The sequence below is a fragment of the Candidatus Nomurabacteria bacterium genome (assembly GCA_020632395.1).
Classification (GTDB): Bacteria; Patescibacteriota; Dojkabacteria; order SC72; family JAHDCA01; genus JACKFQ01.
In genome coordinates this window covers 226057-242107 of sequence record JACKFQ010000002.1, presented here as the reverse complement: position 1 = coordinate 242107, position 16051 = coordinate 226057, and the positions used below count along the sequence as shown (strand labels likewise).

At 40.8% G+C, this 16051-nt stretch carries 14 protein-coding genes; 8 read left to right on the top strand and 6 right to left on the bottom strand.

Annotation, left to right across the window (positions count from 1 at the left end):
* Nucleotides 1–147: 147 nt before the first annotated feature.
* Nucleotides 148–855, bottom strand: a complete 708-nt coding sequence (locus tag H6763_03165) for a bifunctional (p)ppGpp synthetase/guanosine-3',5'-bis(diphosphate) 3'-pyrophosphohydrolase (GenBank protein ID MCB9803807.1) — start codon at nucleotides 853–855, stop codon at nucleotides 148–150.
* Between the two features lie 65 nt (nucleotides 856–920).
* Here H6763_03165 and H6763_03160 point away from each other — a divergent pair, with 65 nt between their 5' ends.
* Both H6763_03160 and H6763_03155 read left to right on the top strand, forming a co-directional pair.
* Nucleotides 921–2111: an insulinase family protein gene (locus H6763_03160; GenBank protein MCB9803806.1), complete on the top strand. Its 1191-nt coding sequence runs from the start codon at nucleotides 921–923 to the stop codon at nucleotides 2109–2111.
* A 58-nt stretch (nucleotides 2112–2169) separates the two neighbouring features.
* Nucleotides 2170–3357, top strand: coding sequence for an insulinase family protein (locus tag H6763_03155; protein MCB9803805.1), 1188 nt, complete (start codon nucleotides 2170–2172; stop codon nucleotides 3355–3357).
* Nucleotides 3358–3375: 18 nt separating this feature from the next.
* Here H6763_03155 and H6763_03150 read toward each other — a convergent pair whose 3' ends face one another.
* On the bottom strand, nucleotides 3376–4056 hold the full coding sequence (locus H6763_03150; protein ID MCB9803804.1) for a metallophosphoesterase: 681 nt from the start codon (nucleotides 4054–4056) through the stop codon (nucleotides 3376–3378).
* Between the two features lie 65 nt (nucleotides 4057–4121).
* On the opposite strand from H6763_03150, the gene H6763_03145 reads away from it, so the two are divergent.
* Together H6763_03145 and H6763_03140 are read left to right on the top strand one after the other, a co-directional pair.
* Nucleotides 4122–5393, top strand: coding sequence for an AAA family ATPase (locus H6763_03145; GenBank protein MCB9803803.1), 1272 nt, complete (start codon nucleotides 4122–4124; stop codon nucleotides 5391–5393).
* A 14-nt stretch (nucleotides 5394–5407) separates the two neighbouring features.
* Nucleotides 5408–6214: a M23 family metallopeptidase gene (locus H6763_03140; GenBank protein ID MCB9803802.1), complete on the top strand. Its 807-nt coding sequence runs from the start codon at nucleotides 5408–5410 to the stop codon at nucleotides 6212–6214.
* A gap of 145 nt (nucleotides 6215–6359) precedes the next feature.
* Here the strand turns inward: H6763_03140 and H6763_03135 are convergent, their stop codons facing one another.
* The 4 genes from H6763_03135 to H6763_03120 form a co-directional block, all read right to left on the bottom strand.
* Nucleotides 6360–6596, bottom strand: coding sequence for a hypothetical protein (locus tag H6763_03135; GenBank protein MCB9803801.1), 237 nt, complete (start codon nucleotides 6594–6596; stop codon nucleotides 6360–6362).
* Between the two features lie 15 nt (nucleotides 6597–6611).
* Nucleotides 6612–8693: an ATP-binding protein gene (locus tag H6763_03130; GenBank protein ID MCB9803800.1), complete on the bottom strand. Its 2082-nt coding sequence runs from the start codon at nucleotides 8691–8693 to the stop codon at nucleotides 6612–6614.
* Nucleotides 8694–9031: 338 nt separating this feature from the next.
* A complete protein-coding gene (locus H6763_03125; protein MCB9803799.1) occupies nucleotides 9032–9661 on the bottom strand; it encodes a hypothetical protein in 630 nt (209 codons plus the stop codon).
* 4 nt (nucleotides 9662–9665) lie between these two features.
* A complete protein-coding gene (locus H6763_03120; protein ID MCB9803798.1) occupies nucleotides 9666–11210 on the bottom strand; it encodes a PrgI family protein in 1545 nt (514 codons plus the stop codon).
* A 67-nt stretch (nucleotides 11211–11277) separates the two neighbouring features.
* Between H6763_03120 and H6763_03115 the strand changes: the two genes are divergently transcribed.
* From H6763_03115 to H6763_03100, 4 genes are read left to right on the top strand one after another with little or no spacing between them, the layout of a single operon-like run.
* Nucleotides 11278–12087: a hypothetical protein gene (locus H6763_03115; GenBank protein MCB9803797.1), complete on the top strand. Its 810-nt coding sequence runs from the start codon at nucleotides 11278–11280 to the stop codon at nucleotides 12085–12087.
* 12 nt (nucleotides 12088–12099) lie between these two features.
* The gene (locus tag H6763_03110) at nucleotides 12100–15219 is read left to right on the top strand and encodes a UvrD-helicase domain-containing protein (protein MCB9803796.1); all 3120 of its coding nucleotides are present in this window, start codon (nucleotides 12100–12102) and stop codon (nucleotides 15217–15219) included.
* 37 nt (nucleotides 15220–15256) lie between these two features.
* Complete coding sequence (locus H6763_03105; protein ID MCB9803795.1) at nucleotides 15257–15631, top strand: hypothetical protein; 375 nt, start codon at nucleotides 15257–15259, stop codon at nucleotides 15629–15631.
* A complete protein-coding gene (locus H6763_03100; protein ID MCB9803794.1) occupies nucleotides 15628–15975 on the top strand; it encodes a hypothetical protein in 348 nt (115 codons plus the stop codon). The genes H6763_03105 and H6763_03100 overlap by 4 nt, the downstream gene beginning before the upstream one ends.
* Nucleotides 15976–16051: the final 76 nt, after the last annotated feature.

Sequence of the window (16051 nt, the reverse complement as noted above, 5' to 3'; positions counted from 1 at the left end):
TTTTCATGTCCAGCCATTTTTTATTGTAATCATCACCCATTATCCAACAAGAATTTCAGTCTAAAGACTTGATCAAAGCATCTTCATGAGCTAAGTGATATTTAGGCGAATATTTGAAATATCTGCTGATCAGAAGGATAATCCTGTCTAACTGGTGTACCTGTTACTCACTCTCATGCCATCTGCTCTCATGGCTTCTTTTAGTCGGATAATCTGATCCTTAACCTCTTGAGAGAAAAACTTTTCGACACTTTCGACCTCCTTCTCGATCTTTTTTAACGCGATCGAATTTGTGATCTCTGCTAACGGCAAGATAGATAATTTCGTTTCGGCTACCCATTTGGGGATCTTAGGGTATAGCTTGGTGTCAGGTGGTATTTGTAACATATCTCTTAGATTGTCTAACCTGTCGGCACACTTCACCAACCTGATATCTTCACTATGATCTAATAGCTCAAGATTCTCTTTGATCCTCTCTAGGTCGCTTTCTATCCCTGATAGAGCACTTGGTTTTCTGGTCAATATCTGTATGCTGTTTGATATCTCCATCCCAAATAATTGCTCCAGATCAACAATGTTCACATTTCCGTCTTCTATGATATCGTGTAAAAGAGCTATAACAAAATTGTTTGGTGTAGCTACTTTAAATTCGTATACGATACAGTTCGTCACCCTTACAGAATGATCATAGGATGTCCCGTATGAGCTTCTTTGCAATGGATGGAGATTCGAGAAAGCTATTGCATCGGCCATGATTAGCTGCTGATCGTATTCTGTACCCATATATCGCTCAATATACTCAAGGAGTTTGGTACGGATCTGCTTTGTATGATATGCACTGTTTAATAGTGGCATAAAATATATTACAATCACAAGGTCATATTTATCATGACATTAATTGACATCAAGATAATTTGCAAATGGTGGTAAACGATCCAACTAATGGATATCTTACAACGATCATAGGTTATATGATCCCGTTCGGATCGCACAATGACCCTTTGGGTAAAGAAGGACTTGCTAATGTTCTTGTGGATTCCTATAACTACGGGACTACTAAATTCCCTGATGCAACAAAGTTATTTATCGAATTGGAAAGAACTGGAGCCGTTTTTTCAGCTGAAGCAGGACGTGAGGATCTCTTCATCTACCTTTCTGTCCCAAGAGAAAATGTCGAAACTGCAAAGCAACTCTTGGATCACATCATAGAAGATGTACTGACAACCGAAGAGATACTGGAGAAGATAAAAAAGACAATTTCTACTAAACGAGATGAGATCCAGTCAGATGATAGGAGTCAAGCCAGCAAAACTTTCAAGGAGATCGTCTTTCAGGAAAGACCTATATTAGGAACAAAAGAATCATTCCTTAAAATTAACCTAGATGATGTAAAAGATGCTCAAGCTCAAGTCATTTCGGATCGTATCCTGTTTAGATTGATCGGACCTGATAATATACAAATTGAAAACAAAGAGTACTCACACAAGAGGGATCTCATAAAGAGCAAGTTGACAGATCGAGTTAGATATCTAGAAAGAGATCTTGAGCAGAAGGTTCTATATCTTGGTTATCAGACCCCCGGATCTTTTGGGACTAATTATGAGGTACGTCAGGTTGCAAGTTCTATAATCTATAGTGGATTGACGGGTATTGCGATGGATAGGATACGTCACGACCTCTCGGCAGCATACTATACTGCTTATTCACATGATGTGCTAATTGACCGGGGCACGGCATATCTTTTTGCGGGTTTGTCCGAAAAGAATGTTCCGTTAGTAGCCAAGATCATGTTAGAGATCTATCAGGACGTTAGGTCTGGAAGATACGATGAAAAGCAATTTGACATGGCAAAAGCCTATTTCAAAGGGAAGTTAGATCGTGCATACGATTCCCCTTCTGGTGTTATATCTCTCTATCTATCATATGCGATCAGGGGAGCTCCGATCCCGAGTTATGACGATCTAGTTGAAGGTATTGCGAAGGTTTCAAAGAAAGATATCTCTGAACTGTTCGAAAGATTTCTGTCCAAAGGACAGCCATATCTTGTAGTAAACGGTAGCTTATCTGAGGAAACACGTACTAAATTACAAGATATCCTATCTAATGCCTAAAAGAGAATTCATCACATACGATAACGGATTGAAACATGTACATTATCACGTCCCTTTTATGAAATCGGTATTGTTGGATTTTTATGTCGGCTTCGGTTCAGGAGATGAGATCACTCCTGATCAGTATGGGATCGCCCATTTTTTGGAGCATATGCTTTTCAATGGAAGTGAGAAGTATCCTGTGCGTGCAGATACTGACAATCTAGTATCTAGTCTTGGTAACTATCAGAATGCATGGACATGGTTATCTATGACAACATACTATCAATATTCAACAAAAGAAAATTTCAAACAGGCATTTGATATCTTGTCAGACCGGGTCTTTAATCCGATCCTTAGAGAAGAAGATGTGCAAAAGGAGATCGGGGTGATACAGGAAGAGAGGTTGATGTGTGAGAATGACCCATGGACCTCTCTATCATTAGAAATAGGATCTCGTTTGTTCGCACCTACGCCCCTTTCTCATCCCACGATAGGTACAGAGTCTAGCATTGGTGGTATGACAAGCTCAGGATTAAGGGACCTTCATCAGAAAGGTTACCACCCTAGCAATGTTTGGTTCGTGACATATGGTGGAATGAGCTTGAATGAAATCTCTGCTATCGTGTCGAGTACATTTAAAGAGAGTGGTGGATCAGTACGCTATGATCACCAGAAGATAACTCTCCCATCTGTATCTGGTGAATCCAAGATAGAGATCAAAAGAGATATAGATCTTTCGATATATATGCTTGATCTATCCGTACCACCTGTAGAGAGTATAGAGGAATTGGCAGCCTTGACCGTCTTTGAAACTTTGCTGGGTTCAGGAAACGGGTCTCGATTCATGGATGAGTTCATGTTGAAAAGTTCTCTCTCTTCAGCAGCAGAATTTGGAGTGTATCTACATAGGAACGGCGTTATTATGGGAGCAAATATTAATTGTGAACCTAAAGATCAAGAAAAGGTACAAAAACTTACCCGAAAGTATCTTGTAGATCTTGATTTTTCATTTGGATCTGATGATGTAGACAGGGCGAGCAAATTTACTTATGGGAATTTGATAAGAAGTATCGAAGAAGTAGGCTTTCTTTCGAGTAGTGGATTACAGAACCTAGAACTGATGAATTTTCTAAATGGGAGTGATCATGATCTGGATATGTTACAAGAGGCCATCAGATCTGTTGGGGTTAGGGAGATAAAGAAATTAATCAATTGGATCGGAGATAATGCCTCTTGGATCGATGGCGTAGCTGTACCAAATTAGACAAGATCAGATAGTACTTCAGTATTTTTTGTATATCATCCTCATATCCTCACCATCTACTTCTAAGTAACTGGCTAACCCATGGGTGATCGCACCTGTATTGATATAACCTTTTTCTGGAGTAAAGATCGGTAGGTGGATATGACCTGCGACTAAGATCTCATCCTTCCCAAGCAGTTTCTGTGATACTTCTTTGAGTTTGGAATTGTCGCTCGCTCGATCCTCCCACCAGATATATTTGAATTTCTCCCAACCAAACATATCAGATAAGATCTTCTCATACTTGTTTACCAGAATATATGGGATGATCCCAATAGCTCTAAGGAGTAGATGTTTTTCGACAGTCATCCCTCTATATTGATGTAATCTATGACCGTGCTGTATTCGTAAGCGGATCTTATTTGGCAGTTCTACTTGATAAGAATCCCCCACACTTTTACAAAATGTCATAGATCTTTCATCTTGCCAGATCTCAGGATCATGGTTTCCATATGTATAGACAGCTTTTTCTTTGAGATACGGAAATAGACCGGACCATTTAGACCGAAGAAATCCGTCAAATGAGATAAGATACCCATCCCAGAAATCTCCATTGATGATAATTTCATCATAGTCTTTGGTTATTTCGAGAAGAAGATCGTATAAGCCTTGGTCGAAGCTATTTGTTAGATGCAGATCGGAAATGACAACTCTTTTCATTGAAGTTGATATTGATGTCTTATTGGCTTATATTAAAGCATACCAATGCATAATTGAGAAATCATATGGATCCACTCGATCAGAACCCAACAAGTTTAGGAGCAGTAGTAGTCCCTGATCCTTCAGGGATATCAGGTATGCCACCAAAGGTTGATGACGGCAATACCTCTGCATTAAAAACAACTGATGCTCTTAATCCAAATCCCAATATAAACCCTTCACATGATAAAGAGGTGATCGACGAGATCGAGGAACTACAACAGAAGGTTGACGAAGTAGACCTCCCAGAAGAACTACAGGAACGAGCTGCAAGATCGATACAAAGACTTCGCAGGATGGCCAAACGAGGTAGTTATACAGGTGAGTTTGAAACGGTGGAAAAATATATCTACTGGATCACGAAGATCCCTTGGGGGAAGATATCAAAAGATGATCTTGATGTCACAAATGCAAAACGGATCATGGATCAATCTCACTATGGCATGAACACAGTAAAGAATTTGGTACTCGACTATCTGGCAGTGATGCAACTGCAATTGAAAAATAATTCAAATGAACAACAAAACCTCGCCTCTGGAGATATGGCAGTCTTAAGAGGATCCTCTGCTAATGCTCCTGTGATGATATTTGTGGGTTTACAGGGTGTCGGTAAAACATCTATAGCAAAGTCTATCGCAAATGCCATGGGAAGGCAGTTTCAGAGAGTTTCTATAGGAGCTATTGGGAGTGTACAGGCATTGCGTGGTCAATCAAAAGCATTTCTAGATGCAGAACCGGGAGGTATTGTAAAAGCATTGGCCCGTGCTGGCACTATGAATCCAGTGATCTTGCTTGATGAGATAGAAAAGGCAAGTGGTAATAGCGGACTTTTGAACGATATCATGGCCGCCTTACTTGAGATCCTAGATCCTGAACAGAACAGTACATTCATTGATCATTACATAGATTTTCCGATCGATCTTTCAAAAGTATTCTTCATCTGTACTGCCAATAATCTAGGTACACTATCTGCTGCGCTTCTCGATCGTATGGAAGTTATCCGATTCACTAGTTATGATGATGAGGAGAAGATCGTTATCGCAAAGAATTACTCTATGCCGAAGGTTTTGAAGAATAGTGGTCTTTCACCAGATACTTTGATCATAGAGGAGGAGGTGTGGCCTATACTTGTTCGCCCGGTAGGCTTTGATGCTGGGTTGAGACAGCTTGAGCGAAATCTCGCAACAATGGTAAGAGCCGTAGCGCGAAAGATCATAGAAGGAGTACAACCTCCGATCAGGATCACTCCAGAGAATATCCGAGATTTCGTACTCCCAGATCAAGGACCCTTAAGCTAAGCTTTGTTAGAAATATGAGTCGCTTTGATTATGTTATCTCTGGGGTGATTGTTTATATCATGCTATCTATCGTGATGATCAGCTCTGCCGACTTCATCTTTGGAACAGTGGGAATAACAACCCCTTCTGTCTTAGGAGATACAGTATCTGATCGTACGATCAATGTATCGGATACATCGATAGACCCGGAAGGATCTATAGAAACAACAGATTTGGAGATAGAAGAGATTGCCGATGACATAGGAAGGTATAAGATCCTCAAGGGTAAACCTCTTGATCCTAGTATCGCAGAGCTTGATCAAGGGTTCTCTTTGGCTTGGCCTGTTGAGGGAGGGGTTGGTACTGTAACCCAATGTTTTGATGAAGTACATAATGGCGTCGATATAGCAGATCACACATATCCAAATATACTGGCAGGAGAGAAAGGAAAGGTTATACTGGCAGGTTGTTATGGAATTTGTCCGCCTGCAGGTGTGTATTCTGGAGGATCTGGTTTGGCACGTACAGTTATGATAGAACATGAGAATGGTTTGATATCTGTTTATGGGCATCTTCATGAGATATATGTTGAGGAAGGGGATGAGGTTGGTCGTGGACAAATTATCGCGAAGATGGGACAAACCGGAGAAGTCAGGGGAGGTGTGCATCTTCACTTTAGCTTACTGAAAAATATTCATTGGGATCTGGTAGATCCTACTGAGTATTTAGAGAGGGAGGTGTGTATTGACGGATTGCCTGATCCCAAGGCTTTTTATGGTGAATATGAAGATAATGCAGAACATGTCGTAGACCCAAATGCTGGTTTAGAAGACCCTGAATAGAAATATATATAAATGGTTTTTGGGAATTTTTGATATCGTCAGAAAATTATTGAGAACATCCATCTCGTTATCCATTCTGGATCTCTATCGGTTCGAACACCTTACTATTTCAGAAATTGATGTGAGTTTTACATGATGAGGTCACCTATATCCCTCGAAATGGGTTCTGAAGTGACAACCCTAGATCTTTCTGTTTCGTAGTACCATCTTCTTCTGTGAGTGTTTGAGTCGAGTTGTTGATCTTCTCTTCAAATGACATAAGTGCCTTTAGATCTTTATCCTGTTTTGTAGAGGACAAAGATCGAGGATCTACAGCCTGGCTTACTGGTATATCTGCAGTGTCGTCATTATTCTTTTTTAGGAAAAAGTCGAATAGACCCATTTGTAAAAATCTCGATCAATTTACTCTTTCTTTGTCTTTGCCAGTAGGATTAGTTGAATCACTCTGTTTATCATTATCACCTGTTGTATCTGAAATGTCATTTAGGTCGCCTACGATCCCTTGAGGTGTAAGGTGAGTACGCCCTCTATTCATCTCTTTTCGAGCTGCTACAACCTGATCGGTGAGTGATGTGTACAGCTGTTGTCTCTGGCTTTCGGTAAGTGTGGTGTCGAGTTCCCCATCGCTTTCACCTGATCTAGTTCCGAGTCTCAATTTCTCCTCGATCATCTGCTCGACAGTTTGCTTTCTTGTTTGAACCGCTTTCTGTATATTTTGACTTTGCTCTCTATCTACACTGTCCTTGATCGGTTGTTGCATTGCCGGAGGTTCATACATCTGAGCTAACTCCTCTAACGATTTGTCTAAGGCTCCTTCTTTTTTCATTCGTTCGAGATCCTTTGGATCAGTTGTGATCAATTCATGCTCAGCCTGGCTGGAAACCACCATAATAGCGACATGGTTCTGTCCTGCAAAGAAAAGCCCCTGTCCTTTGTCGGCCGTAAGCAAGTATTGTCGCTCTCCCTCTGATAAATTGAACACTTTCTGTAATCGTTCCACAGCAGTTGGACTTTGTTTCATCAGGAATTGGATCGCTGAGTTGGTTATGATAGCCCTCCCCATATCGTTCTGGAGGAAGTCGTCAACATCTTGAGTTATCGTTGTTAAGCCAAGGTAATACTTCCTAGCTCTTTTTGCGATACTGTACATGAATTTCGCTGAATCCTCATTTTGCATCATGTACCAAGCCTCATCAACGACAAGGAGTCTTCTTTTCTGATCTTTTCTGATCTTAGTCCATATATAATCCAACATGAGATACATTGACATAGGTCGCAATTCTTCAGGCATATCTCGGATACTAAAGACTGTGAATGGATTATTTATCTCTATGGTGCTTTTTTCATTGAAAACACCCGCAGCACTACCGATGATATATCTTTCTAGCCGACTCGACATACTGCGAGCTTCTGATTCCGCCATACCCTTTAGGACCTTATACAGATCTTCAAGAAGAGGGTAGTTAGCATTTTTCTGGGTAGATGGGTCTAGCGTGATCCCTTTCTCTCGGTATGTAAGGATCAGTGCACGATCCAAGATAGCCAGTTCTATACTATTAAGTTCTCCGAGCATCAGCTTGAAGAAACCTTGTAATGAAAGCATCTTCATTCTTAACTCATCCTCATCCTCCCCAAGCCCTGAAAGTTCGAAAGGATTCATCTTGTCGCCTTTATCTTGTGAGAATGAAATATATGAACCGTTCACAGAAGCTGCGAGCCTTTCATATTCTCTCTCAGGATCGATAATGATCAGTTCTGTACCAAGCATCATGCTACGTACTGCTTCTAATTTCACAAAATAACTTTTTCCTGCACCAGATTTTGCAAACACTACTGTATTCGCATTTTCCATATCAAATCTGTCGAATACCACCAAACTGCGATTGTGTTGGTTGATGCCGTACATGATCCCATGATCCATGGTCAGCTCACTTGTGACAAATGGGAATGTAGTAGCAAGTGATGTCGTATCCATGTTTCTGGTGATGAACAGTTTGTCGAGACCGAGTGGTTGTGTACTAATAAAACCTTGCTCTTGCTGGAGAAGTGCAGGTTTTGCTGTGACATTTATTGATGCCAGTGTAGATACGACATTTTTGGAGATCTTTTCCAGTTGCTCTTTATCCTTGCTTTGAATTGTGACATACATTCCGAAATGGAAGAATTTCTCAGTCCCTTCAGCAATAGAATCTTGTAATTGTTGAGCATCAGTGAGTGCAACTTTCATTGATGCGTCAACTACCTTACGACCTTCCATTTGTGAATACAAAGTCGCTTCCATCTCACCGATCTTCTTCTTTAGTTTCTGAAGGATAACCTTGGAGTCCACCGGGTAGTAAAAGGTGCTTATCCTCAAAGAATTTTCGAAATTAACAATAGGGGACAACCAGTTAGGACCAACAAACCTAGGATAACCACTGATAAAGAATGTCCTAAAGAACCATTCTCCTACTTCCAAAGTGTTGAAATCTATCTCCATGTCTATCGGAGCAATGATGTCTTGGAGTGTTAGACCTTCGATATCAGTTGAAGTGGCTTTTGGTTTTGGTGGTGCATCAGGATCCTTCTTCCTGAAAGTGACTATATTGACCAGATCTTGGAGGATCCCGAAGCGTCTTTTATTTATCCTAGTGTCTTCTAATCTCTCTTTCTCCTTGAGAGCCTCCCGTCGATCCTTTTCCTCCTTTGCATCAAGCCTTACACGGTCTAAAGCCTCTGCAGGTTTCAGTTTGTCAGCACGCTTTTGCAACATCTCTTGAGCCTTGCTCAAAGGCTGTTTGTTAAATCTATTATTATCTTTTTGAAATGGATCTGGCATTAATCTTCCTCTGGATTATAAATACTATAAAAAAGCTCGATCAGTTCTGTAGTGGTGAGTTGATGCCCTATCAATCCCATCCGACCTAGTTGTTTTAGGATATGGTCACGCTTCGGAAGTAGGAAGATCCTACCCTGTTCGATTATTCGAAGTTTCTGTTCTTCTGAGAGTAATTGTTGTGTGTTGTTGTTCTTTCGTATCTTAGCCCCAATCACCGCTGCCCCTCCGGAGTTATAAGGTACCACGATATAGAAATTCTTATCTAATACATCGTTTGTGACGATAAGATTCTGTATGAATTGAGTGTAGATCGACAGCTGATGTCTGAGTCCGTCAGACATCTGTCTCTGAGCCTGGGCTTGTAAGTACTCTATGTAATTACCGATATCGATCCTTTCGGTCATGACCAGAATTTGTAAATGGAAGTTCAATGAATTCAACATACCTGCAAAAGCATATATCTTGTTATCCTGTTCCTGTTCAGAAAGAAGATCAAAGTTCACGGCATTGGTTTTGATGACTATCGAGACAGTACCATTTTTGCTTATGATAAGATCATCTTTGATATCTAGGACATCAAGATGATCCTGTGTTGGTGTTGTGATCCTGGCTCTAGTTTGTGCTTTCAAGGCTTCAGTTTATAGAGGTTATATTTACAACTGGTAACTTGTTTCCATCCAATATGAAGTTTACACGAGGGAAGTGTGCATTGTCATGTTTTATTTCAGCAAGGTATTTCCCTTTTACAAACTTTTTGTTAGGTAAGACCAAACCTTGAGGGTCGGATTGGATAACTTGCAGTATCGAACCAGCACTATCTTTTATCAGGGTCATAGCTTGAGGGATCGGGTCTCCGTTCGTATTTGTCAGGTACATAGCAATATTACCCGGGTCCTCTGGGTAATCTTCCACCTGTGTAGCAACCGGTTTTGCGGTTTCGCTTGTTATTGTGATCAGATCGTTCTCTTGAATGGATCCTCCGGTTGCCGGAACTTTATCTACATGCTCGGATCGTATATTTTGAACTGTTGGTACAGGTTTGATCTGATCAAGAGGGTTGTCTACTGATGTAGGAGGATTATATTCGGATCTGTAAGGGGCGCCTGGTGACAGGGAAGGGTTGTCTAATGATGCGGGTATGGCTTCTGGTGATAGGGAAGGATTGTTTACTGATACGAGAGGTTTGTCAGATCGATGAGAGTTGTTCTGAGTAGAGAATCCGCCATCATCTAAATTGTTCGTAGCGGGTGTCTCCTGGTCAGGAGAAGTAAACTCGAGTTCTGTTCTGGGAGCTAACTCATCTGTAAATTTTGCGACCTGAGGCTCTATCGCATCCGTTGGATTGGCTGATTCTTCGACCGTTTTAAAATTCGTTGTTTCAGAAGAACTTGTTGTTTGGGGACGATCTGTTACCACGGTGAGATTCGTTGTATCGCTAGGATTCGTTGCCTCAACGGTATTTGTCGCTTCTGCAGATGGCACTGTGTCGTCAGATGGTAGGGTTCCGCTAGATGGCACTGCGTCGTCAGATAATACTGCTCCGCTAGAGCCTTTTTCTTCACTTGGGTTTACTGCTTGGGTAGAGCTAGTCATCTCCCTGGTATCCGTTGATTTGGTAGGGCTTGTTGAAAGATCGTCACCTGCATTCATAACAAATTGTTGTTTTGCGATCTGATCGATAAGTTCGAGCTGTTCGGCTTCGTCCTCCTCGATCTCTGACAAAGTTTCTTCTTCGATAAATTGTGTAGTGGGGAGATTCTTTGCAGTACCACCTATAACCTTAGAGTTAGATTTCAGATTTGCATCTCTATCCATAGTCCCTGTGGTTCCAAGCGAAACACCTTTCTGTTGGGCAATCACTTGTACCTTTTCGTCAAATAGCTCTCCTTTCCATACTCTTTGGGTTGGTCTTGAGATTGCAAGGAAATAGTTCCTCAGGAACACATCTGCATTTTGATCGTTAATAGGGACTAATCCCAAGAATAATCCTATCCCAGATGATATGAGGAAAACTGGTAGTGCAATGACAGCGGGGATCTCTCCTTTTGAAAAGAGATATAGGAAGATACCGCCAAACCCAATACCGATAGCCATATACGCAAATTCACGTATAGTGAACTTGGTAAACAGCTTGAACTCAATGTCTAATATGTTTTGCGGGATCGGGTGTTGCCTCATCTCATAAGCACATTATTGAATTAGTGATAAAATGCATTGTAATACCTGAATAGTTTAACAGATATCTGTGTCAAGATTAAGGGATGTTAACAAAGGAATCGGTGATTTGAAGGAGTTCCGTCATTCGATGCATGGACAGCTTGATGCACAACACATTTTTGAGATGTGGGGAGGATCTCCGAATGTCCGTAAGGTCATCCAAGATCATGATATTCCTGTAAAATGGAAGGGTTCAATGGCGAGTGAACGAAAATTAAAAAAAGCCAAGAAAGAGCTTCTAACCATTGCTAATGTTCCTTTTATTAGATTTGTTGGGATATCGGGTTCTGTTGCAGCAGGAATTGCAAAAGAAAACGATGATATCGATGTTTTCCTAGTCTGTACAGATCACACCGCATGGATAGTAAGGGGTGTGGTGAAACTGCTTTTGGGTAATAAGGCAGTGTGGTACGGAGATATCGATCAGAAAGATAAATATTGTATAAATATGATCGTTGAAGAACGAGGTATGCAAATGTCTGAGCATGACATCTTTACGTTCAATGAACTTGTTTATCTTGAGAAGGTGTATGGTGTATTACCTAAAAACGCTCTGATCAGATCGAATTCGGAATTAGTCTCGAAATTTGGTGTGAATACTCTGCCTACTCAAATATCTAACTCGCCCTTGAAAAAGATGTCAGTCCTACTTTTTCCCTTTGAAATAATTGCATTTCTAGCACAACTACTTTATATGCTGATTTTTGGTCATAAACCAGAGTTTAAGAGGTTATTCAAGGGGTATTTATCTGGAAAGATAGAATTCTACCCTTCTCATTTTCGACAAGAGAAATTACGAGACTTTGATATTTCAAAGCCAACCCCATCTGTTAAATGATAGAATGTATATATGGAGATCAAATTAAATGATGAACAGCTGTCAGCAGTAAAACACAGGGGTTCTCCGCTCCTGATAATTGCTGGCGCAGGTACAGGCAAAACCGCAGTCATCACCCAGCGAATAATCGATCTGTTAAGGTCTGGAGAAGCAAAAGCCTCTGAGATATTGGCACTTACATTCACAGAAAAGGCCTCCTCAGAAATGATAGAACGTGTAGATCAGGAGATGCCGATAGGATATGAAGAGGTAGATATCATGACCTTCCATTCGTTTTGTGATTCGATCCTTCGGCAGGATGGCTTGTATATCGGTTTAGATATCGATTTCGACCTGATGTCAGAGGCACAAAGTTACATTTTCTTTAGAAGGCACTTATTTGAATTTCCCTTAGATGAACTACGACCTACAGGAAAGCCTTCAGCAAACATTACAGCTATACTGAAGCACTTCTCAAGATTACAAGATGAAGATGTCTTTCCTGAGGATTATCGATCATATGCGTCTACTCTCCCTGAGACATCCGAGGAAGAGATCGCGATGAAGAAACAAGCACTTGAATTAGCTGGAACATACGAAGCGTATACAAAACTGAAGATATCTGAATCCAATTTGGACTTTGGTGATCTGATAATGCAGACTTTACGATTATTAAGGGAACGACCAAATATTTTACAGAAATATCATCAGAAGTATAAATATATCTTGGTTGATGAATTCCAAGATACAAATTACACACAAAGCGTCCTTGTGAATCTGCTCGCATTAGGCCAAACCGTTGAGAAAAGTAGCTTGCAGGAGAGGAATTCTGCAAATGTTACAGTAGTTGGTGATGATGATCAGGCGATATACAAATTTCGAGGCGCGGCGATCTCCAATATTTTGCATTTTAAGGATGCATACCCTAAAGCAAAGAGGGTGGTGTTGACATCGAATTATCGCTCCAGACAGGGAATCCTTGATTCTGCATATCAACTGATCAAAAATAATGATCCAGATCGGTTAGAGGTAACTGAGTCTGTAGATAAACGTCTTATATCCAGAAAGGTATTTGATCAGGATATTGCAGAACCTGTAAAACTACTCGTAGCTGAAACCGGTTCTGAGGAGGCAGATCTGGTTGCCAGAGAGATCCTTCGATTGACAGGTAATATCGATAAGGTTAACGGAGGAAGCGATATAGTTAAGAAACAGTTCGATGATAAGGGGCAGGCTATGTTTGTGGATGTAGATAACGCAGAGAGAGAGGTTATGCGTTTTTCAGACATCGCCATCCTTTCTAGAGCAAATAGTCATGCAGAGCCATTTGTCCAAGCCTTAAAGCATTATGGGATCCCATTCAAATATGCTGGTCCCAAAGGGTTATACAGCAGACCTGAGATCGCCGAACTTATTTCTTATCTACGGATCCTTGCGGATCATACAGATGATCTGAGTATGTATGGATTGTTAAAGATGGATCTTTGGCGACTTACCGCTAGGGAATTGGTGGATATTATGCGAAGCGCTCGGAGATTGAAGACCCCCGTGATGAGATTTCTTGAGGATCAGTGGAGTTGTACTGTTGGTGAAGACCTTTCGATCGATGGTGAGCCCAGTAACCTTCTAAAAGAGATAGTTTCTGAAGAACATAGAGAGCACCTTAAAGAACTTTTACAACTTATTGGAAAAGGTATGTCGATGTTGCGATCAGGTTCATCGATAGGTGAAACATTATTCGAATACTTCAAAGAAAGCGGGATAATGAAGAGCCTGTTATCTAAGGAGGATGATGCACAAGCGCTTTTCCAGGTTCAAAATATCAGTAAATATTTCGAGATGATCAAATCTTTTGAGGATTCGAATCATGGAGCCTCAGTTTCTGATTATGTGGATTATCTGAATTACAGTATCGAGATCGGGGAGAATCCTTCTACAGAGTCGGATGCATTAGAAGGGTATGATGCGGTAAATATCATGAGCGTTCATAGGTCGAAAGGGCTTGAATTCCCTGTTGTATTCCTAGTAAACCTTGTATCAGAAAGATTCCCTACAAGGAATCGAGGCGATAGTATCCCTATCCCTGACGCATTGATCAAAGATCACATAGCTGATGTTGATACCTCTGAAGAGCATAGACGAGAGGAGCGACGTTTGTTCTATGTGGGGGCTACCCGAGCTCAAGAATTGCTTTACCTTACAGCTGCTCGTTTCTATGGCGATGCTAAGCGAGCAAAGAAACCGAGTGTATTTCTTGATGAACTGTTGAACAGGAAGGTTGTAGAGGAATTCGGGGCAGACAAAGATTCGGCTAATGAAAAATCAGATTTCGTAGTACATGTCTCTACCGAAAATGATGATATTGAATTCAAACAGTTGAGGGGATTGGATCCTCAAACGGTCAGTTATTCACAACTTGATACTTATGAGACATGCCCTAAACGATATAAATACAGTTACATATACAAGATCCCTGGACGTCCCAGCTCCTCTCTTGCCTTTGGTTTAAGTATTCATAACTCATTGCGTTCATTTTATTCTCAATTGAAAAATTACCAAGAAGGTCTACAGGGCTTTGCCAAGGAGCCTCAACTCAACGATCTTTTGCAGTATTACGATCAGAAATGGATAACGGAAGGCTATGATAGTTTGGAGCACGAGAAAGCCAGAAAGGAATTCGGCCAAAGTATCTTAAAGGATTTCTATAGGGAACAGTTCGATCCTCAAAGTGTGACTGTCGGTTTAGAAGTGTCCTTTAGATATCAACTAAAAGACATCATACTAAAAGGAATGATAGATAGGATAGATGTCTTAGAGGAGAAAAATGGGCAGAAGATCGTTGAACTAATAGACTATAAAACCGGAAAGCTAAAGTCAGAGGCGGATGTTCGTGACAATGTCCAGCTTGCGATATACTCTATTGTCGCAGAAGAGGTTTTTGGGTATAAGGTGAGATCTGCAAGTTTGATTTTTGTTGAGCATGGTGCAAAAATAAGCGTAAATATTGGGCAAGAAAGAAAAGATGAGGTAAAAGAACATATCTTGCACCTGGTCGAGAGGATACGACAGATGGATTTCGTCGCAACGCCAGGCTTTCATTGCTCGTACTGTGATTATCGTGAGATCTGTGAGGATGCGTTGGCTGATATATAGGTTATAGGGTATAATCACCCGGCAAAGTCGGAAAATAATGAAAACTACAACTTCGAAGTACAAATTAGTAATGGCGTTCACCATGTTCATCTTGTTCGTGTCATTTAGCACGCCTTTTGTGGCTCGTGCGGATGTTTTAAGCGACAGAATAAATGATATTTCAGCGGCAACTGACCAAACTACTTTCGTGAAAGGGGTTCTTGAGTTATCTATACCGCTCTCTGTTTTTGCACTGATCGGTTTGAGTGGCTATGCAGGGTTCCTACTTATCACTAGTCAAGGAGATCCTGAGAAACTCGGACAGGCTAGGGAGGTTTTAACAAATGCTATACTTGGCTTCGGTCTGATCATACTCTCTGTAGCTGTTTTAGTGATCATTCAGAACCTATTAAATTTGCCGAACATACCATGATCTTGATAGATAATACAAAAAGCAGGTTGGAAAAAAAGATCCGAGAGTTCAGCACAGGATTATCTGCATCTTGTTGGATGGGTGTATGTATAGGCTACGGACCGGGTAGTTTAGATGATGTGATCGTCAAGATCCAGGTTGCGATCGGTTGGTTCACTGGGTTTTCTGCCTTAGTTGCTGTTATCCTGCTCGTTTACGCAGGGTATAACTTTATCCTCGCTGGAGGGGATCCGGATAAGATCACAAAAGCAACAAATATTATCACCAATACAGTTATAGGTTTAGTGATAGTTTTTATATCAAGGATGATCCTGTTATACATTATTGATACAGTTCTCATCTGATGATACACTAATTGGAAGGAGCTATTATGTTGCAAATTGTAGGTCGAAGTAATATAATGCTCTATCCTATAAAAAT

What these genes read in the sequence shown, in the direction of transcription:
- H6763_03165 (MCB9803807.1), bottom strand. Translation starts at nt 855, where the DNA reads ATGCCACTATTAAACAGTGCATATCATACAAAGCAGATCCGTACCAAA.
- H6763_03160 (MCB9803806.1), top strand. Translation starts at nt 921, where the DNA reads ATGGTGGTAAACGATCCAACTAATGGATATCTTACAACGATCATAGGT.
- H6763_03155 (MCB9803805.1), top strand. Translation starts at nt 2,170, where the DNA reads ATGAAATCGGTATTGTTGGATTTTTATGTCGGCTTCGGTTCAGGAGAT.
- H6763_03150 (MCB9803804.1), bottom strand. Translation starts at nt 4,056, where the DNA reads ATGAAAAGAGTTGTCATTTCCGATCTGCATCTAACAAATAGCTTCGAC.
- H6763_03145 (MCB9803803.1), top strand. Translation starts at nt 4,122, where the DNA reads ATGGATCCACTCGATCAGAACCCAACAAGTTTAGGAGCAGTAGTAGTC.
- H6763_03140 (MCB9803802.1), top strand. Translation starts at nt 5,408, where the DNA reads ATGAGTCGCTTTGATTATGTTATCTCTGGGGTGATTGTTTATATCATG.
- H6763_03135 (MCB9803801.1), bottom strand. Translation starts at nt 6,596, where the DNA reads ATGGGTCTATTCGACTTTTTCCTAAAAAAGAATAATGACGACACTGCA.
- H6763_03130 (MCB9803800.1), bottom strand. Translation starts at nt 8,693, where the DNA reads ATGGAGATAGATTTCAACACTTTGGAAGTAGGAGAATGGTTCTTTAGG.
- H6763_03120 (MCB9803798.1), bottom strand. Translation starts at nt 11,210, where the DNA reads ATGAGGCAACACCCGATCCCGCAAAACATATTAGACATTGAGTTCAAG.
- H6763_03110 (MCB9803796.1), top strand. Translation starts at nt 12,100, where the DNA reads ATGGAGATCAAATTAAATGATGAACAGCTGTCAGCAGTAAAACACAGG.
- H6763_03105 (MCB9803795.1), top strand. Translation starts at nt 15,257, where the DNA reads ATGAAAACTACAACTTCGAAGTACAAATTAGTAATGGCGTTCACCATG.
- H6763_03100 (MCB9803794.1), top strand. Translation starts at nt 15,628, where the DNA reads ATGATCTTGATAGATAATACAAAAAGCAGGTTGGAAAAAAAGATCCGA.